This is a genomic window from Methylobacterium sp. EM32 (assembly GCF_040593685.1).
GTDB lineage: Bacteria > Pseudomonadota > Alphaproteobacteria > Rhizobiales > Beijerinckiaceae > Methylobacterium.
In genome coordinates this window covers 1-18,850 of sequence record NZ_JBEXZS010000029.1, presented here as the reverse complement: position 1 = coordinate 18,850, position 18,850 = coordinate 1, and the positions used below count along the sequence as shown (strand labels likewise).

The window sequence follows — 18,850 nt, the reverse complement described above, 5'->3', positions numbered from 1 at the left end:
CTGAGATCCACCATCCGCCGGCTCCCATCGCATCAGCCAACCGCAGCGAATCACACAACGCTGAACGCGCCAACCACGTTGTGTGAATACGCTAGCCTCTGCGGGGGAGGGTGGTCCCTGCGTCAGCAGGGGCCGGGAGAGGGGCAGCGCGACGCTGATTCAGGAAGCGCCCTTCAGGACGGTTCAGGTTTATTCGGAAGCGTGGTCCCCTCTCCCGCCCCGCATCCGCGGGGCACCCTCCCCCCATCCCAAGTCGGGCTTACCCGACTTGGGCACAGGGATGCGGAACTCGGGCAAGCCCGAGTTCCGTGGGGGGAGGGTTCAGGAACTCTACGCCGCCTCCGCCCCCACGGCCGCCAGCGCGAAGGCGTAGATCAGCGCCACCTCCTCCAGCCGGTCGAACCGACCCGCCGCTCCGCCGTGGCCGGCCTCCATGTTGGTGCGCAGGAGCACCGGCCCGCCCCCGGTCATCGTGGCGCGCAGGCGCGCGACCCATTTCGCCGGCTCCCAGTAGGTCACCCGCGGGTCGGTGAGGCCGCCCAGCGCCAGGATCGCCGGATAGGCCTTCGCCGCGACATTGTCGTAGGGCGAATAGGACAGGATGGTCTCGAAGGCCGCGACGTCGGCGCCTGGGTTGCCCCATTCGGGCCATTCCGGCGGGGTGAGCGGCAAATCGCCGTCGAGCATGGTGTTGAGCACGTCGACGAAGGGCACGTCGGCGACGATGCCGGCGAACAACTCCGGCGCGAGGTTCGCCACCGCCCCCATCAGCATGCCGCCGGCGCTGCCGCCATGGGCGACGATGCGGCCGGCGCCGGTGTAGCGCGCCTCGATCAGGGCGCGCGCGCAGGCGACGAAGTCCGTGAAGGTGTTGGGCTTCTTCTCGCGCTTGCCGTCGAGGTACCAGCGCCAGCCCTTCTCGGTGCCGCCGCGGACATGCGCGATGGCGTAGACGAAGCCGCGATCGACGAGCGAGAGCGGGTTGGTGCGGAAGGCCGCCGACATCAGCGAGCCGTAGGAGCCGTAGCCGTAGAGGAGGAGCGGCGCGGTGCCGTCGAGCGGCGTATCGCGCCGATGCAGCAGCGAGACCGGCACCTGCTCGCCGTCCGGCGCGGTCGCGAACAGGCGCCTTGTGACGTAGGCCGCCGGGTCGTGGCCGCTCGGCACGTCCTGGCGCTTGCGTAAGGCGCGCTCGCGGGTGGTGGCGTGGTAGTCGTAGGTCTCCGCCGGCGTCGTCATCGACGAGTAGGTGAAGCGGATGAGATCCGTATCGAAGGCGTGGCCCGGCGAGAGGCCGAGAGAGTAGGCCTCCTCGGCAAAGGATACGGTGTGCTCGGCGCCGCTCTCGGCATCGCGCACGATCAGGCGCGGCCGGGCATTCTCCAGTTCGAGCCGCACGAGGTGGCGGGCGAGCACGTGCTGGAACCGGATCATCACGCCGGCCCGGTGCGGGATCAGGTCGCGCCAGTGGGCCCGGCCCGGACGGTCGAGCGGCGCCACCGCGATCTTGAAGTCCTCGGCTCCGTCGGCGTTGGTGAGCACGAACAATTCGTCGCCCCGGTGCTCGACCGAGTAGATCAGCTTGGGCTCCCGCGGCGCCAAGACGCGCAGAGGCGCGAAGGGCGTGGCGCGCTCGGCGAGGTGGACCTCGGAGGTCTCGTGGTCATTCGCCGTCACCATCAGGTAGGCGCCGGACTGGGTCTCGCCGATGCCGACGAAGAAGCCCGCGTCGCCCTCCTCGTAGATCGTGTCGTCGTCGCTCTGCGGCGTGCCGAGGCGGTGCAGCATCACGGTCGCGGGGCGGTGGTTCTCGTCGACCGCGACGTACCAGAACGCCTTCCCGTCGGCGCTCCACACCACGTCGCCGGTGGTGGCGAGCACCTGATCCTCGCGGTCCGTCCCCGTCGCGAGGTCGCGGACCCGGATGGTGTAGAGTTCGGAGCCCTTGGTGTCGGCGCTCCAGGCGACCAGCGCATGGTCGTCGGAATGCGCGGCGCCCTCCAGGCTGAAGAAGGCGTGCCCCTCCCCTTCCCGGTCGCCGTCGATCAGGATCTCCTCACCCTCGCCCGCCAAATCCCCGACGAGGCCGGGGGCCACGCGGTCGGCCGGGCGGCGGCAGACCAGGGGGTGCTGCCCGCCCTCGCGGTAGCGGGTGTAGTAGGCGAAGGGACCGTCGGGGTCCGGCACGCTGCCGTCATCCTCGCGGATGCGCCCGCGCATTTCGGCGACCAGGGTCTCCCGCAGGGCCGTGGTGCCGGCGAGCGCGGCCTCCGCATAGGCGTTCTCGGCCGCCAGAAGGTCGCGGATCTCCCCCGGCAGGGCCGAGGGGTCCTTCAGCACGTCCTTCCAGTTCTCCGCCTTGAGCCAGGCATAGGGGTCGGTCACCGCGCGGCCGTGGACCGTGACGGTGACGGGCCGGACGGGCGCCGTCGGCGCGGCGGCGGGCGGGCTCAGGCGAAGGGTCATGCGGCTCCCCGGAAAGACATCCTGGGGGATGTGCCGTCCCGAGGCCGCCGCCGCAAGGGCGGCGTCAAGGGCGGCTTCACGCCGCCGCGGCGACGCCTTCCGCATCGGCGCGGATGCGGTCCATCATCGCCCGGGCACCGTTCGAGCGCTGCGCCGTCAGGTGCTCGGAGAGGCCGAGCTTCTGGAACAGCCCGAGGGCGTCGGCCCGGGCGGCATCCGCGGCGGTACGGCCGTCGAAGAACGCGATCAGCACCGCGACCACGCCCTTGGTGATGTGGGCGTCGCTGTCGCCGAGGAAGTGCAGCCGCGGCTCGGGGCCGGAGCGGTCGACATGCGTCTCGAGCCAGACCTGGCTGACGCAGCCGCGCACCCGGTTCGCCTCGTTGTGGGCCTCCTCGGGCAGGGGCGGCAGCTTGCGGCCGAGTTCCATCAGATACTGATGGCGGTCGTCCCACTCGTCCAGGAACTCGAAGTTGGAGACGATCTCGTCGATGGGCGGCAGCATGGGACCCGGGGGAATCGTGGGGGGAGTCGAGACCCGGCATATAGGCGGGCGGGGGCTCGCCCGCCACCGCCTCAGGCCGGCAGCGTCAGCTCGAGCGGCGATTCCGGGGTGCCGGTGCCCGAGACTGCGATCTCGGCCTGGCCCGCATAGGCCGCGATCAACCGGGGGCCGATCCGCGGCACGCCGGCCGGCGGCTCGCCGGCGACGCCGCCCGAGGTGATCCGCACCCGCACCGGATCGGTGTCCGAGCCCGGCGGGACCTCGACCCGGGTGACGCAAGCGGCCGCCTCGTCGGTGCCATCGAGGCATTCGGCGACGATCTCGGCCAGGATCATGCCGAGCGCGTTGACCCGGCGCGGCTCCAGGAGCGCCGTGCGCCCGGCCTCGACCGTCACGGCGATCCGCCCGGCCCGGCGCAGCTGCCCTAATCCTTCCGCGAGGCGCGTCAGGTACTCGGCGAGGTCGACGCTGGCGATCTGCGGCGCCTCGTGCAGATGCTGCTGCACCAGGGCGATCGCCCGCACCCGCTGGCCGAGCGCGTCGAAGGCCGGGCGGCAGGGCGCCGCCGCGGCGCGGCCGTAGAGCCCGATCAGGCTCACCGTGACCTGGAGGTTGTTGCGCACCCGGTGGTAGATCTCGGCGAGCAGCGCCTCCTGCTCGGCCATCGCCCGGGCGGCGTGCTCCTCGGCCTCCTTGCGCTCGGTGATGTCGAAGCAGGAGCCGGCGAAGCCCGTGAAGTCGTCGCCCTCGTGCAGCGGATAGGCGTGGCCGTGGATCCAGCGGAACGCGCCGTCGTGGCGGCGCAACCGGTACTCGGCGCTGTGCGGCCGGCGCTTGGCGTAGGCCGCCGCGAGGGCGGCCTCGTGCGCGTCCCGGTCTTGCGGGTGCAGGCCGTCCTTCCAGCCGTGGCCGAGTTCGTCCTCGGCTGCGCGGCCGCGAAACTCCGTCCAGGCCGGGTTGACGTAGATGAGGCGCGCCTGAGGGTCGGCGCGCCAGATCATCAGGCCTGCGCCCTCGGCGAAGCTGCGGAACGCCGCGTCCGGCAATGTCGTGTCCGCGGCCATGACCCTCAACCACTCCTCAACGTCGCCGATCGCACGCCTTCAGGGGCGGTCAACGTACCGGGCGCGGCGCCGTTCCGGCGCGGCGCCGGGACAAAAAAGTCCCGCGCTCAGCGCCGGTTGAGAGCGAAGCGGCCGGGACCGGCGGCGGCGATCATCAGGAGGCCGCCGATGATCGAGAGGTTCTTCATCGCCTGAATCTGATTCATGCGGAAGGCGTCCCCCGACATCGTCCAGAAGTTGTGGAAAAACACGATCGTCGCGAGCGTGAACACGGCGAGCAGCACGGAAGCCGCGCGCGCGTAGAAGCCCAGCGCGATCAGGAGACCGAGGCCCAGCTCGGCCGCGATGGTGAGCCAGGCCAGCACCTCCGGGTAGGGCAGCCCTTTTCCTGAGACCGCGGCCACGACGCCGGCCGGGTTCATCAGCTTCTGGGCGCCGGAGACGCAGAACAGCACGACGACGAGGATGCGGGCGAGGCTGAAAACGGCTTGGCTCATCGGGACTCTCCGGATTGGTCGGAGCCCGTTGGAGAGCGTGGCCGTACGACAGTCAAGTTTATGTTAGCGCCCGCCGGTCCAGTCTGCCCGGTTGGGGCGGGTCCCCACCGGCATCGCCTCGCTGGGCTCGAAGCGGGCGAGCTCGGCGGCGCGGGCGTTGATCCAGCCGGTGTGGAGCCCGATCGGCGTCACGGCAGTAAAGCCGCCGCAGGCGGTGCGGACCCGGCCCTGCTGGGCGGCGCCGCTCGACCAGCTCACCACGCCGACGAGCTGGTAGCCGCCCGGGCCGCCGCGCAGGATCGGCCCGCCGGAATCGCCGAGGCAGGCGCCGGCGCCGGCGGTCTCGGCCAGGGTGGAGCGGTCGGCTACCACCGTCACGGTGTTGGCGACCTGGAGCTCGCCGAGCGAGACGAGGCGCGCCTGGCGCAGCACCCGGGCGCTGCCGCGCCGGTTCTCCGCCACCACGCCGTAGCCGGCGATGGCCACATTGTCGCCCTGCGGGATCTCGCCGCCATAGCGGGTGTCGAGGGGCCGGAAATCGGGGCCGAGGCGCTCGCTGAGCTTCAGGATGGCGAGGTCGGTGCCGGGCTGGGTCTCGGGCGTGGTGCCGGGCACGAAATCCGGATGCATCGCCGCGGCGATCGCCCGCAGGCGGCGCTGGCGGAAGTTGCGGTCGACGACCACGATCCAGTAGCCGGCCTTGCGCATCACGCAATGGGCCGCGGTGAGGACGAGGTCGGGGCCGATGAGCGAACCGGAGCACATCTCGCCGGTGGTGCTCTCGATCCGCACCACCGAGCCGCGCAGGCCGTCCGGATCGCGGGTCACCTCGCCCCGGACCACGGCGCCGGCGCCGCTGCTCCACAGGCCGAGGGGCGCGGCCACCGCGAGGGCGGCCAAGGCGGGACGGAGGCGGGACGGAGAGACGCGCATGGGACCACCCTAGAAGCGTGCGGCCACGCTCGACAAGTGAAGTCTCGCGCGAAGGGTGCGGTTCCGCACCGGCGCCGGCCCGCTGGGGGAACGAAGCCGTGAGCGGGGCGGGATCCGCGTCATTCCCAGCGCGCTTCGGCGCCCCAGGCGCCGGTCGTGCGGGCGATCCAAGCCCGCTGCGGCCCGACCAGCACGCCCTGCGAGACGCCGCCGCACGAGGACTTGCCCGATCCCTTGCCGGCCCCGCTCGACCAGGTGGTCACCGCGAGCACGCCTCCGCCCGTCGTCACGATCGGCCCGCCCGAATCGCCCTCGCAGGCGCCCGACGCCGCCGGCCCCTTCAGCCAGGCGAGGATGCGGCTTGGGCCGTAGGGCTCGACCAGCGGCAGGGTCGCGGTGCGGAAGGTGCCGGTGCTGCGGTGGTCGCCCGGGCGGGCGACGCCGTAGCCGCCGAGGGTCAGCGGCGTGCCAGCGGCGATCGGTGCCTCGGTCAGGCTGGCCGGGACGAAGCGGGCCGGCAGGGCTGTCTCGGTGCGCAGGAGCGCGAGGTCGATCGAGCGCCGCCGCCCGGCGATGGCCCCCGCATCGTAGCCCGGATGCAGCACCCGGGCGGCGATCCCGAGCATGACCGGCGCCCCGGATTCATCGCGAAAATGCACCCGGTGCTCGGCCCCGGGGGCGGCGCAATGGGCGGCCGTGAGCACCACGTCGCGGGCGAGCACGATGCCGGTGCAGACCCCGCCGCGGGAGGACAGCACCATCACGCTGGAGCGGGCGAGGGACGTGTCGGGGGCCTCGGTGCCGCCGACGACGGCGTGGGCGGGTGTGGCGAGGAGGAGGGCGGCGAGGAACGGGAGATGCAAGCGGATCACGGCGCTCTCGGGTCGGCGGGGCCGGAAAGCCCCTGCCCTGCCCGATCCGGCGCGGGAGGTCCAGGGTAGCGACGGAAATGATGCGGACTATTTTTCATGAGCTAAAATCTTGCACAGCACGGTGTCGCATGCATAGATGACACCTCTAATGATCAAGAATATTACTCGATCTGCACTCACAGATTTGGCAATCACAGTGTCATTCCGGGGCCGCGCAGCGGAGCCCGGAATCCAGAACCTTAGGTCCATCAGGAAGAGGCGAAGAGCATTCCGCTCGATCCTGAACCATCAGCGGCTCTGGGCATGCCTGCGGCACTCCGGGCTCCGCTTTCGCGGCCCCGGAATGACCCGGAGAGTCTTGAGACTGTCGAGCCAGTCAAGCAGGCTCCCAGGACGAGCCGAGACACCAGAGCGACATCAGCGAGCCCAGGATAGAATCGTACCGACGGCCGCCCGCGCTTCCTCGCGGTCGGCTTTCTCGACGGGCAGCTCGTATCCCTGGTCTTCGCCCTCGTCGGCAGCGAGGCCGTCCCGGCCATCAGCCTGCGGCGAGCGAGCCGCAGCGAGAAGAGTCGCTATGACGAGACGTAAGGCGAGCCTGCCGCCCCTCACCGAGGCCGAGGAGGCGGAGATCCAGGCCGGGATCGCGCAGGATCCCGACAATCCGGAGATCATGGCGGAGCAGTTCGCACGGATGCGGCCTGCCGCCGAGGTGCTGCCGCCCGCACTCTACGCCGCCCTGACGCGCCCGCGCGGCCGGCCCAAGGCGGAGGTGACGAAGGTGCCGGTCACGATCCGTCTCGACCGGGACGTGGTGGAGGCGCTCAAGGCGACCGGCGAGGGGTGGCAGACCCGGATGAACGCCACGCTCAAGCGGGCGGCGAGGCGGCTCGGGACGCCGTGATGCATGAGGTGGCGGGCTCAGGGAGACCCTGTCGCGCGACGGGACTCATCCTGACACCAGCGAAGGAGCCTATGGATCGGTCATCGCGACCGAGGCCGGAACCAGCCGCGGCGCGGCCACCGCGACCGGCGGCGTCAGCGCCACCGACGGCGGCACCGGCCCCAGGCACCCGGTGCAGACCGAGGCGATCGCCCGGTTGGCCCGGGCGGTGATCCGCGCCTCGAACGCTTCGCGAGCCGCGACGGCGCGGGCCAGAGCCGCCTGGCGGGCGATCTCCGCCGTGCGGGCAGCGGCAGCCGCATCGATTCCCGAGCCCTCCTCCGGCGCCTCGTCCCGCGGGCGGATGCGCAGCAGCAGGGGCGCGCCGCCCAGCGCCAGGCCACCCGTCTCCAGGGCGGCGGAAGCGGGCTCGGGGACCGCCTCCTGCGCGTGGGCCGCGCCGGCAAGGCACCCCACGACGGCGAGGAACGGGAACGCGGCGGGGCGCATGGCAACTCCCTGGCTGGCGGCCGGCAGGGTCGGCCGGCGGGGTTAGCGCGGCCTTAACCATAACAGCCAAGCCGCCGGATCGGTTCACCCGCGTCGCCCGCGCCACACCCGGACCGCCGACAAATCTCGCCCCGAACCTCGGTCGCACACGAGAACGTGACCGGGCGCACCCCTCGAAACCCGGCACCTTCGCATTCAGGGTGCATTCAGTGCCCGGCGACGATGGTCCCCGGCATGCGCAACCTCGCTCTCCTCCTGCTCCCCGCCCTCGTCGGCCTCGCCGGCGCCTCGGGCTGGCTCGCGGCCGCGGAGGAGCGGGACGAGACCGCCACGGGCGCCGTGCCGGCCCGGCCGCTGAAGGCGGTGGAGACGCACCAGACCTGCCTCTCCTCCGGCGATCTGCGCGAGGCGGTGGCGGAAAAGCGCGTGGTCGAGCCGGTGGCGGCGATCCGGGCGGCGCGGGCCGCCGTGCCGCGGGCCGACATCGTGCGGGCCAATCTCTGCCGGCGGGACGAGACGCTGGTCTACATGCTGACGGCCTTGCGCAAGGACGGCCAGTTCGTGCACGTGATGGTGGATGCCCGGTCGGGACAAGTGTCCGGCCAGTGGTGAAACGCGGGTTTGTTCTGAACTGAGGGGTTCGGGTCGTGCGTCTGCTGGTGGTCGAGGATGACCGGGATCTCAACCGCCAGGTCGTGAGCGCCCTGGAAGAGGCGGGCTACGCCGTCGACAAGGCGTTCGACGGCGAGGAGGGCGCCTTCCTCGGCGAGACCGAGCCCTACGACTGCATCATCCTCGACATGGGCCTGCCGAAGGCCGACGGCGTCTCGGTCCTGTCGGGCTGGCGCCGGGCGCAGGTGAAGACGCCGGTCATCATCCTCACCGCCCGCGACCGCTGGAGCGACAAGGTCAACGGCTTCGATGCCGGCGCCGACGACTACGTGACGAAGCCCTTCCACATGGAGGAGCTGCTGGCCCGGGTGCGCGCGCTCTTGCGCCGCACCGCCGGCCACGCCACGAGCCAGATCAGCGTCGGCCCGGTCGTGCTCGACACCCGCTCCGGCCGCGTCTTCGTCGACGGCAGCCCGGTCAAGCTCACCTCGCACGAGTACCGGCTGCTCTCATACCTGATGCACCATACCGGCCGGGTCGTTTCCCGGGCCGAATTGACCGAGCACCTCTACGACCAGGACTTCGACCGCGACTCGAACACCATCGAGGTCTTCGTCGGGCGCCTGCGCAAGAAGCTCGCGGTCGACCTGATCCAGACCGTGCGCGGCCTCGGCTACCTGATCGACGCGGGCGCCGGCGGACAGCAGCCGTGACCGGTCCCGGCCGGGCCGCGGCCGAGGCGACACCGGCGGCGGAGACCGGCCTCGCCGGCGGCGTCGCCCCCGCCGCGCCGCGCCGGTGGATGGGCTGGCGGCCGTGGCGCAAGCGCTCGATCGCGGTGCGCCTCGCCGTCTCGTCGCTGCTCGCGAGCGCGCTGATCCTGCTGATCGCCGGGCTGATCCTCTCGACCCTCTACCGCGAGACCACCGAGCGGGCGTTCGACAGCCGGCTCCTCGTCTACGCCAACGATCTCGCCACCAACCTCGTCTCGCCCTCCGATTCCGAGGCGCGCAGCTTCGGGGCGCTCGGCGATCCGCGCTTCGACCTGCCCCTGTCGGGCTGGTACTGGCAGGTCGGCCGGCCGAATGCCCGCCCGCGCGACCTGCGCACCTCGCGCTCCCTCGTCGGCGTGCCGCTCCAGCCGCCCGACAACGCCGTCGGCGAGGCCGGGGCCGGGCAGTTGCGCAAGGGCTACGGCAAGGCGCAGGACGACCGGCCCTTGCGCATCATCGAGCGCACCGTCGATCTCGGCGAGGAGGGCCGCTACCTCGTGCGGGTCGCCGGGCCCTCGGACGAGATCGCCGCCGACATGCGGCGCTTCACCCTCGCGCTCACCACCACCTTCGCGCTGCTCGGCCTCTCGCTCGGCCTCACCACCCTGCTCCAGATCCGCTTCGGCCTCGCGCCGCTGATCAAGCTGCGGGCGGCGCTCGGCGCCATCCGCCGCGGCGAGGCGGACCGCATCTCGGGCGAGTACCCGCAGGACATCGCGCCGCTCGCCGGCGAGGTGAACCTGCTCCTCGAGACCAACCGCGAGATCCTGGAGCGGGCCCGCACCCAGGTCGGCAACCTCGCCCACGCGCTGAAGACGCCCTTGAGCATCATCGTCAACGAGGCCTCGGCGGGGGACGCCCACAGCGAGCTCGCCGTGAAGGTGCGCGAGCAGGCCGCGGTGATGCGCGACCAAGTGAACTACCACCTCGACCGGGCCCGCGCCGCGGCTTTGGCCGGCGCGCTCGGCACCTTCACCGACGTCGAGCCGGTGGTGGCGGCGCTCGTGCGCACCTTCGGCAAGATCTTCTACGACAAGGACCTGACCTTCGACACCAGCGTCACCCCGGGCCTGCGCTTCCGCGGCGAGCGCCAGGATTTCGAGGAGATGATCGGCAACCTCGTCGACAACGCCGCCAAGTGGGCGCAGTCGCGCGTCTCGATCCGCGCCGAGGTGATCGGCCAGGGCGAATACCCGCACCTCATCGTCACGGTGGAGGATGACGGGCCGGGCCTGCCGCCCGAGGCCAGGGCCGCCGTGCTGGAGCGCGGCCGGCGCCTCGACGAGACCAAGCCCGGCTCAGGGCTCGGCCTCTCCATCGTCTCCGACCTCGCCGCCCTGTATCGCGGGCGCCTGCGCCTCGACGCGGCCTCACTCGGCGGCTTAAGGGCAGTGATCGAGGTGCCGGGCGATGCGAGCCCGGCGGCCGCGCAGGCCTGACGGCCCGCGCGCGACGGGGTTCTCAGTCCGGCATGATCCTGCAGCGGAGCGAAGCGTTCTACGGCCGGGCCGAGGTGCGGCAGGGCCGGCCGGCCCTGCGCCTGGTCGAGGACGCCCACTACCTCATGCGGATCCCGAAGCTCGACAAGATCCCGGTGATCTTCGACGCCGCGGGCCGGATGGTGCCCGAATCCCTCGACCACCACAGCGGCGAGCGCACCCCGACCTGGCAGACCACCGAATGGCCGGAGGGGCAGGGCCCGGTGACCGACACGGCGCCGGAGGGCACCTATCTGTATGTCGGGGCGATCCACCCGCATTACGGCCACTTCGTCATCAATACGCTGGCGCGATTCTGGCCGCTCCTCGATTTCGCCGGGGGGGCCTTGCGCCCGACCCTGCTCTGCCACGGGCCCGGACTCGGCGCCGACTGGAGCGGCACCCCGTTCATCCCGGAGATCCTCGGCCGGCTGGGCCTCAGCGTGCTGGATCTCACGACCTTCGGCCGGCCGGTGCGGATCCCGACCCTGCTGGTGCCCCAGGCCGCCCTGCAGCAGGACGACTACGCCTTCCCGGTCCTGGCCGATCTGTGCCGGGAGATCGGGCGCGGCTACTACGCGCCCGAGGAGGTCGATGCCGATCCCCAGCCGGTCTACCTGTCGAAGGCCCGCCTGACCGGCGGCGTGCGCCGCTTCGCCAACGAGGAGGCGATGACGGCCGTGCTGGAGCGCGAAGGGGTGCGGATCGTCCATCCGGAGCTCCTGAGCTTCCCCGAGCAGGTGCGCCTGTTCGCCCGCCACCGGGTGATCCTCGGCGCCAACGGCTCGGCCTTCCACACCCTGCTCTTCGCGCCCCCTCGCCGACGGGTGATCGCCATCGCCGACCGGCTGAAGCTGAGCGGGACCTACCGGCTGATCGACCTCATCACGCGCACAGAGGCGCATTACTACTATCCGGTCGGGACCAGCAGCCACGCCGGCGACGGCTTCACCGTCAACTTCGTGCTGCGGGAGCCGGAGACCGTGGCGGCGGAGCTCCTCGACAAGATCGCCCGCATCGACACCCTGCGGGAGAGCGACCTGCGCACCGATCCGGGTGCCTGGCACCTCTCGCCGGCGATCCCGCCCCTGCCGCCCCGGCCGGGCGGGCTGCTGGGGCGCCTGCGCAGGGTCGTGCCGGGGCTCGGCTGAGGCGCGGGTTGGGTCCTCGGGTGTGTCCTTGAGCCGTTCCCCTCGGGCAGGGAGTGCGCTAAGCCCGGGCTCTGCTCCGGAGCGACCTGACCGATGCCCGACCTCGACGCGATCGCCGCCCGCCACGGCGTCGGCCTGGATGCCGTCCGCCACCTCCTCGACGCGCTCGCCCGCGGCCACGGCCGGATGGCACAGTTCAACCATCCCGATCTCGGCGGCATGGGCCAGTGGTCCGCCGGCGGGATGACGATGATCGGCGACATGTTCAATGCCGGGCTCAAGGCCCGGGTCGTCGCGCTCTGCGACGAGCTGGCGCCGCTCGCCACCGCGATGCCGGCGGAGAGCGGGAGCTTCCAGTCCCAGAGCTTCTCGGGACAGGGTTTTTCGGGGCAGGGCTTCGGCGGGTCCTGGTGGCCCGAGGGTCTGGGCCAGCCGGCCACCTCCGGCGCGCAGAACGACGCCCGCTACGCCTTCTTCCCCGAGGCCCGGCGCCTCGCCATCGAGACCGGCGGCCGGGTGACGCTCTACGATACCGGCGACCACCGGATCGGCGGCGTCTCGCAGCAGCAGGGCTCGTCTTATTCCTTGAGCTTCACCAGCCAGTTCGGCCCGGTGCGGCTCGATGAGTTGCCGGTGGTGGGAGAGCCCGGGCAGGAGGCACGCCCCGCCCCGCAGGCCGCGCCGGCACCGGAGGCTTTCGCGGCGTCCCCGTCCCCATCGGCCGATGCGCCGAATGGAGACGTGTTCGGGATGATCGAGCGCCTGTCGGAGCTGCACCGCCGGGGCGTGCTCACCGAGGCCGAGTTTTCCGCGAAGAAGACGGAGCTGTTGGCGCGGTTGTGAGGGGAAGCGCGGTACGAGCCGGGAAGTTTGCCCGATCGCCTCTACGGAGCTGACACCCTCCGCGTCATCCCGGGGCCGCGAAAGCGGAACCCGGGATCCATAACCGCCGACGCTCCAGAATAAAGCGAACGCGTTCAGACTGAGCCTGCACCCTCAGCGGTTATGGATCCCGGGTTCTCGCCTTTCGGCGAGCCCCGGGATGACGCAGAGCTTTGGCAACATACGCGGGGATGCAAATCTAATGCTGCCGGTACGCGGAATCACCAAGAAGGACATCGGTGAAGTTGTCCACGGCAGCGGCAACGTCTGGGAAGATTTCGGCTACGCCGATGCCGACATGCGTCAGGCGAAAGACCAGCTGGCGGCGCACATTATCGCCACGCTCGATCAGCGCCAGCTCACGACCCGCAAGGCACACGAGTTGACCGGGTTCGCCGCGGCCGACTTCACGCGGATCCGCAACGCCGATTACGGACGCTTCACGCTGGACCGGATGATCCGCATGCTTCACGCGCTCGATGCGGAGGTGGAAGTCAGGATCGCGTTCGAGCGGCGAGCACCCGCAACGCAAACGAACCGCCCTCTCGAACGCGCCTGTCCTTCAATCAACGTTGATTGATCACGTGGTTCACGCGGATGCAATTGCACTCCACCCATACTCCCCCGCCGCCGCCACCTTCCGATGAAACGCCAGCCTGCGGTCGTATTCGAGCGGGTCCTTCGGCTTCACCAGGGCGCCGGGGGGCACGTTGAGCCAGTCGACGAGGCGGGTCAGCATGAAGCGGAGCGCCGCACCGCGGGCGAGCAGCGGCAGGGCCTCCACTTCGCGGGGTTCGAGCGGGCGCGCGGCCTGGTAGGCGGCGATCATCGCCTGGCCCTTGGTGCGGTTGAAGGAGTAATCCGCCTCGAAGCACCAGGCGTTGAGGCAGATCGCCAGGTCGTACGCGAAGGAATCGGTGCAGGCGAAGTAGAAGTCGATCAGGCCCGAGACGTCGTCGCCAAGGAAGAACACGTTGTCGGTGAAGAGATCGGCGTGGATGACGCCGCCGGGCAGGTCCTGCGGCCAGGATTGTTCCAGGAGCTCCAGGTCCGCGCGGGTGCGGGCGGCGAGGCCGGGAGCGACGCGGTCGGCCTCAGCCTCCGCCGCCTCGAAGAGCGGGCGCCAGCCCGCGACCGAGAGGGCGTTCGGCCGCTGCATCGGGAAATCGGCCCCGGCGGCGTGCAGGCCGGCGAGCGCGGCGCCGAGCGCCCGGCAATGCCTGACGCCGGGCCGGCGCACCGAGACGCCCTCCAGAAACGACACGATCACCGCGGGCCGGCCGCAGAGCCGCCCGAGGGTCGCACCGTCGCGGGTGCGAATCGGTTGCGGGCAGGCGAGGCCGTTGGCGGCCAGATGTTGCATCAGCCCGAGGAAGAACGGCAGGTCGCCCTCCCTCACCCGCTTCTCGTAGAGGGTCAGGATGTAGGAGCCGGTGGTGGTGTGCAGGATGAAGTTGGTGTTCTCCACCCCCTCGGCGATGCCCTTGTAGGACAGGAGATCGCCGATCTCGTAGGCGGCGAGAAAGGCGGCCAGCGCCTCGTCCGGAACCTCGGTGTAGACCGCCACGGCCGTTCTGCTTCGCTCTGGGAAATGGATGAAGAAATAGAGACCGGCGCTTCAAATAAAGACGCGGGACCCCTCTCCAGAGTGGGAGAGGGGTAGGGGTGAGGGTGCCTCGGGTTCAGAATTAAGCCCCGACCGTAGAGCTGCGCAGCCCAACGGTTCAGGATCATTGCGGAAGCCGAGCCACCCTCACCCCCGGCCCCTCTCCCACACGGGAGAGGGGAGCGCGCCTCATCCTGCGAACGCCAGGAGGTGGAAGGGCCCAGGCCCTACTCCGCCGCCTCGCTGCGCAGCTCGCGCGGCAGCGGGAAGACCATGTCCTCGGTCGTGGTCGAGACGGTGTCAACCGTGACCTCGTAGCGAGTCGCGAAGGCGTCGATGATCTCTTCCACCAGCACCTCGGGGGCCGAGGCGCCGGCGGTGAGGCCGAGGCGGCGGATGTCGGAGAAGGCCTCCCAGTCCAGATCCTCGGCGCGGTTGACGAGCCGGGTGATCGGGCAGCCGACGCGCTCGGCGACCTCGCGCAGGCGCTGCGAGTTCGAGGAGTTCGAGGAGCCGACCACGATCAGCGCGTCGACGAGGGGGGCGACCTGCTTCACCGCCTCCTGGCGGTTGGTGGTGGCGTAGCAGATGTCGTCCTTGTGCGGGCCGACGATCTTCGGGAACTTGCGCTTCAAGGCTTCGACGATGTGGTGGGTGTCGTCGACGGACAGCGTCGTCTGGGTCACCCAGGCGAGGTTGTCGCGGGTCGCGGGCTCCAGTGCCTCGATCTGCTCGACATCCTCCACCAGGGTGATCGAGCCCTTGGGCAGCTGGCCCATGGTGCCGACGACCTCCGGGTGGCCGGAATGGCCAACGAGCAGCACGTGGCGGCCGCGCTTGTGGTGGATCTCGGCCTCGCGGTGGACCTTGGTCACCAGCGGGCAGGTGGCGTCGATCGTGGTCAGCCCGCGGGCAACCGCGTTTTGCGGCACGGTCTTCGCCACGCCGTGGGCGGAGAAGATCACCGGCGCCTTGCCGTCCGGCACCTCGTCGAGTTCGGCGACGAAGACCGCGCCTTTGCGCTTCAGGCTCTCGACCACGTACTTGTTGTGCACGATCTCGTGGCGCACGTAGACGGGCGGGCCGTAGAGGGCCAGCGCCCGCTCGACCACGTCGATGGCCCGCACCACGCCGGCGCAGAACCCGCGCGGCGCGCAGAGGAGGATCTCGAGGGGCGGCTTCGCGGGCGCGGCGGCACCGGCGTCGGTCTGGTTCACGGAGGCGCTCATGATCCGGGATGTGGCGAGGCGGGGCGGCCCCTGTCAACCTCTTGTGCCACGCAATCGTGGCGAACAACAGGTCGCGCGCGCGACACCTCCCCTGCGGCAGCCGCGTGACGGCCGGCGCGGGAACCCGCGGGCGGACCGAAACCGGGTTCGCTCGCCGGCCCCGTTCGGGTTAAGGGAGGGTCTGAGCCGACCTCGAACCCGGGAGAATCCCGCGCGATGGCGACCGCCGCCGACCACGCCAGCTTCCTGCCGCCGGTCCTGACCTTCCTGTCCGCCGCGGTGATCGGCGTGCCGATCTTCCGCCTGCTCGGGCAGAGCGCGGTGCTCGGCTACCTCGTGGCCGGCGTCGTCATCGGGCCGTCGGGCCTGTCGCTCATCACCGAGCCGGAGACCGCCCGCAGCGTCTCGGAACTCGGGGTGGTGCTGCTCCTGTTCATCGTCGGGCTCGAACTCGAGATCTCGCGCCTGATCTCGCTCCGGCGCGACATCCTCGGCCTCGGCACGCTCCAGCTCGGGCTCTGCGCCCTGACGCTCGGGGGCCTCGGCTACCTGTCGGGCCTCTCGGGCGGCGCCGCGACGGTGATCGGCATCGCACTCGCCCTCTCGGCGACGGCGGTCGCGCTGCAGCTCCTCGAAGAGAGACGCGACCTCGCCTCGCCTTACGGCCAGCGCGCCTTCGCGGTGCTGCTGTTCCAGGACCTGTCGATCGTCGGCATCCTGGCGCTCCTGCCGCTGATCGCCCAGACCGGCACCGGCGGAGGCGGCGAGGCCTGGCTCGGCACCGCCCTGCAATCGGCCGGGACCGCGGTCGCGGCGGTGATCGGGGTGGTGCTGGTCGGCCGCTACGGCCTCAACCCGTTCTTCCGCCTCTTGGCCGCCAGCGGCGCGCGCGAGGTGATGACCGCGGCCGCGCTCCTCGTCGTGCTCGGTACCGCCCTCGTCATGGAGGAGGTCGGGCTGTCGATGGCGATGGGGGCGTTCCTCGCCGGGCTGCTGCTCGCCGAATCGAATTTCCGCCACCAGCTCGAGGCCGATATCGAGCCGTTCCGCGGCATGCTGCTCGGCCTGTTCTTCATGAGCGTCGGCATGTCGATCGACCTCGGCCTCGTCGAGCAGAACTGGCTCGGCCTGTCCGTCGCCACGGTGGGTGCGATCCTCATCAAGGTCGGGCTGGTCGCCGGCCTCTTTCGGCTGTTTGGCTCGCCCTGGCTCGACGCGTTGCGCGGCGCCGCCGTGCTGGCGCCGGCGGGCGAGTTCGCCTTCGTGCTGCTGCCGGTCGGCCAGGAGCTCGGCCTCGTCGACGGGCCGTCCGGGCGGCTCGCCATCGCGCTCGCCGCCATCACCATGCTGATCGGCCCGATCGGCGCAAAGGTGCTCGACGGGGTGCTGTCGCGCCGCGCCACCGCCCCGCACGAGCCCGAGCACGAGGCGATCGAGGGCGCCGAGGCGCGGGTGCTGGTGATCGGCTTCGGCCGCTTCGGCCACATCCTCAACCAGGTGCTGCTGGCGCAGGGCTTGAGCGTCACGGTGATCGACAAGGACGTCGAGCAGATCCGCAGCGCCGCCCGCTTCGGCTTCCGGGTCTATTACGGCGACGGCACCCGCCTCGACGTGCTGCGCTCCTCGGGCGCCGGCAAGGCGGAGGTGGTGTGCATCTGCATCGACGACGCGGAGGCGACGCTCAAGATCGTCGACCTCGTCCATGCCGAGTTCCCGGCGGCGCGCACCTACGTGCGGGTGTTCGACCGGGTGCAGGCGATCGAGGCGATGGGCCGCGACGTCGACTACCAGATCCGCGAGACCTTCGAATCGGCCCTCGCCTTCGGCCGTGCCACCCTGGAGGCGCTCGGCCTCTCGCCCGAGGAGGCGGCGCGCACGGTCGACGACGTGCGCAAGCGCGACCTCGCCCGGCTGGTGCTGCAGCAGGCCGGCGAGCCCCTCGACCGGGGCGACCCCTTGCGCAGCCTGGTGCGGATCAAGCCCGAGCCCCTGACCGCGCCGCTCCACGCCTCGCACGGCCTCAACCCGGAGACCGAGGACATCATCGCCCGCGAGCGGGCCGGCGCCGATGGGTGAGGCCCGCCCTCCCGACCGGGACATCACTGAGGCCGCCCCGACCGCCCGCTTCGTCACCGGCTCGACGCTGCGCCACGTCGTGGTGATGGGGGCGACCGGCTCGGTCGGCCTGATGGCGATCTTCGTCGTCGACCTCCTGTCGCTGCTCTACATCGCGCGGCTCGGCGATCCGGTGCTGACGGCGGCGGTGGGCTTCGCCACCATCGTCCAGATCTTCGCGGTCTCGATCAATATCGGGACGATGATCGCGGTCGGCGCGCTCGTCTCGCGGGCGCTCGGGCGCGGCGATGTCGCGGAGGCGCGCCGGCTCGCCGCCTCGTCCCTGGTCCTGGCGGTGGTCGCCTCGGGCCTGGTGACGGCGCTCATGCTGCCGCTGCTCACCCCGTTCCTGACGCTGATCGGCGCTTCACCTGAGACCGTGCCGGCGGCCCGGACCTTCCTGTGGATCGCCCTGCCCTCGTGCCTCCTGATGGCGCTCGGCATGGGATTCTCCGGCGTGCTGCGGGCGGTGGGCGACGCGCGGCGCGGCATGAACGTGACGCTCGCCGGCGCCGCGGTCACGGTGGTGCTCGATCCGCTGCTGATCTTCGGCCTGAATCTCGGGATCGAGGGAGCGGCGGTCACGATCGTGATCGCCCGCGTCGCCTTCGCCTGGGTGGGCTATTCCGGCGCGGTGCGCGTCCACCGGATGGTGGCGAAACCGACGCTGGCGGCGGTGCTGGGCGACGCCGGCCCGATCCTGCGGGTCGCGCTGCCGACCGTGCTCACCAACCTCGCGCCCCCGGTGGCGAGCGCCTTCCTCGCCCACGTCATGGCGGGGTTCGGCACCGCGACGGTGGCGGGCAACGCGGTGGTCGACCGGGTGGTGCCGGTGGCCTTTGGCGGGTTGTTCGCGCTCTCCGGCGCGGTCGGGCCGATCCTCGGCCAGAACTGGGGCGCCGGCCGCTTCGACCGGATGCGCGCGAGTCTTCGCGATGCCGCCCTGGTCACCGGAATCTATGTCGGCACGGTCTGGCTCGCCTTGGTGCTCGCCCGTGCGCCGCTCACCGCCCTGTTCGGGCTCTCGGGTGCCGGCGCCGACCTCCTCGGTTTCTTCTGCTACGCCGGCGGGGCGATCTGGTTCTTCAACGGGTTGCTGTTCCTCGGCAACGCCTCGTTCAACAATCTCGGCTTCCCGCTGGCGGCCAGTGCGCTCAACTGGGGACGGGCGACCCTCGGGACGATGCCGACGGCCTTGCTCGGGGCACATCTCGCCGGGCCGGAGGGGGCGATGGCCGGGATGGGGATCGGGTCGGCCTTGTTCGGGGTGGTGG

General features: G+C 71.3%; 18 protein-coding genes. 9 read left to right on the top strand and 9 right to left on the bottom strand.

All coding sequences use genetic code 11. The annotated features are described in order from the left end of the window. Positions 1 to 330 precede the first annotated feature (330 nt). The 6 genes from ABZT49_RS04720 to ABZT49_RS04695 form a co-directional block, all read right to left on the bottom strand. Positions 331 to 2,466, bottom strand: a complete 2,136-nt coding sequence (locus tag ABZT49_RS04720; RefSeq protein ID WP_355283702.1) for a S9 family peptidase — start codon at positions 2,464 to 2,466, stop codon at positions 331 to 333. 76 nt (positions 2,467 to 2,542) lie between these two features. Beyond that, positions 2,543 to 2,971 (bottom strand): SufE family protein, encoded by a 429-nt coding sequence (locus ABZT49_RS04715; protein WP_355283699.1) that lies wholly within the window; start codon positions 2,969 to 2,971, stop codon positions 2,543 to 2,545. Positions 2,972 to 3,042: 71 nt separating this feature from the next. Next, a complete protein-coding gene (locus ABZT49_RS04710) occupies positions 3,043 to 4,035 on the bottom strand; it encodes a PAS domain S-box protein (protein ID WP_355283696.1) in 993 nt (330 codons plus the stop codon). 107 nt (positions 4,036 to 4,142) lie between these two features. Then, on the bottom strand, positions 4,143 to 4,532 hold the full coding sequence (locus ABZT49_RS04705; protein ID WP_109970537.1) for a DoxX family protein: 390 nt from the start codon (positions 4,530 to 4,532) through the stop codon (positions 4,143 to 4,145). A gap of 63 nt (positions 4,533 to 4,595) precedes the next feature. Beyond that, the gene (locus ABZT49_RS04700) at positions 4,596 to 5,465 is read right to left on the bottom strand and encodes a trypsin-like serine protease (protein WP_355283693.1); all 870 of its coding nucleotides are present in this window, start codon (positions 5,463 to 5,465) and stop codon (positions 4,596 to 4,598) included. A 119-nt stretch (positions 5,466 to 5,584) separates the two neighbouring features. After that, positions 5,585 to 6,337: a S1 family peptidase gene (locus ABZT49_RS04695; protein WP_355283690.1), complete on the bottom strand. Its 753-nt coding sequence runs from the start codon at positions 6,335 to 6,337 to the stop codon at positions 5,585 to 5,587. 577 nt (positions 6,338 to 6,914) lie between these two features. Here ABZT49_RS04695 and ABZT49_RS04690 point away from each other — a divergent pair. Further along, positions 6,915 to 7,241: a BrnA antitoxin family protein gene (locus ABZT49_RS04690; protein WP_355283688.1), complete on the top strand. Its 327-nt coding sequence runs from the start codon at positions 6,915 to 6,917 to the stop codon at positions 7,239 to 7,241. 69 nt (positions 7,242 to 7,310) lie between these two features. On the opposite strand, the gene ABZT49_RS04685 is transcribed toward ABZT49_RS04690, so the two are convergent. Then, positions 7,311 to 7,730: a hypothetical protein gene (locus tag ABZT49_RS04685; RefSeq protein ID WP_355283685.1), complete on the bottom strand. Its 420-nt coding sequence runs from the start codon at positions 7,728 to 7,730 to the stop codon at positions 7,311 to 7,313. A gap of 234 nt (positions 7,731 to 7,964) precedes the next feature. Between ABZT49_RS04685 and ABZT49_RS04680 the strand changes: the two genes are divergently transcribed. The 6 genes from ABZT49_RS04680 (at position 7,965) to ABZT49_RS04655 (ending at position 13,206) form a co-directional block, all read left to right on the top strand. Beyond that, positions 7,965 to 8,342, top strand: coding sequence for a PepSY domain-containing protein (locus ABZT49_RS04680; RefSeq protein ID WP_355283683.1), 378 nt, complete (start codon positions 7,965 to 7,967; stop codon positions 8,340 to 8,342). 35 nt (positions 8,343 to 8,377) lie between these two features. Next, on the top strand, positions 8,378 to 9,055 hold the full coding sequence (locus ABZT49_RS04675) for a response regulator transcription factor (RefSeq protein WP_355283680.1): 678 nt from the start codon (positions 8,378 to 8,380) through the stop codon (positions 9,053 to 9,055). Positions 9,056 to 9,144: 89 nt separating this feature from the next. After that, entirely contained in the window at positions 9,145 to 10,554 is a 1,410-nt protein-coding gene (locus tag ABZT49_RS04670; RefSeq protein WP_355283705.1) for a HAMP domain-containing sensor histidine kinase, read from the top strand. A gap of 32 nt (positions 10,555 to 10,586) precedes the next feature. Further along, positions 10,587 to 11,744 (top strand): glycosyltransferase family 61 protein, encoded by a 1,158-nt coding sequence (locus tag ABZT49_RS04665; RefSeq protein WP_355283678.1) that lies wholly within the window; start codon positions 10,587 to 10,589, stop codon positions 11,742 to 11,744. Between the two features lie 93 nt (positions 11,745 to 11,837). Then, positions 11,838 to 12,587, top strand: coding sequence for an SHOCT domain-containing protein (locus ABZT49_RS04660; RefSeq protein WP_355283674.1), 750 nt, complete (start codon positions 11,838 to 11,840; stop codon positions 12,585 to 12,587). Positions 12,588 to 12,828: 241 nt separating this feature from the next. Further along, the gene (locus ABZT49_RS04655; protein WP_355283671.1) at positions 12,829 to 13,206 is read left to right on the top strand and encodes a helix-turn-helix transcriptional regulator; all 378 of its coding nucleotides are present in this window, start codon (positions 12,829 to 12,831) and stop codon (positions 13,204 to 13,206) included. 9 nt (positions 13,207 to 13,215) lie between these two features. On the opposite strand, the gene ABZT49_RS04650 is transcribed toward ABZT49_RS04655, so the two are convergent. After that, complete coding sequence (locus ABZT49_RS04650) at positions 13,216 to 14,193, bottom strand: homoserine kinase (protein WP_355283668.1); 978 nt, start codon at positions 14,191 to 14,193, stop codon at positions 13,216 to 13,218. A gap of 266 nt (positions 14,194 to 14,459) precedes the next feature. Beyond that, positions 14,460 to 15,461, bottom strand: coding sequence for a 4-hydroxy-3-methylbut-2-enyl diphosphate reductase (gene ispH, locus ABZT49_RS04645; RefSeq protein WP_093571149.1), 1,002 nt, complete (start codon positions 15,459 to 15,461; stop codon positions 14,460 to 14,462). 216 nt (positions 15,462 to 15,677) lie between these two features. On the opposite strand from ispH, the gene ABZT49_RS04640 reads away from it, so the two are divergent. Continuing rightward, a complete protein-coding gene (locus ABZT49_RS04640) occupies positions 15,678 to 17,537 on the top strand; it encodes a monovalent cation:proton antiporter-2 (CPA2) family protein (RefSeq protein WP_355283665.1) in 1,860 nt (619 codons plus the stop codon). Further along, positions 17,530 to 18,850, top strand: a 1,321-nt coding sequence (locus tag ABZT49_RS04635) for an MATE family efflux transporter (protein ID WP_355283662.1), incomplete at its 3' end; no start/stop codon positions are given. The genes ABZT49_RS04640 and ABZT49_RS04635, both read left to right, overlap by 8 nt.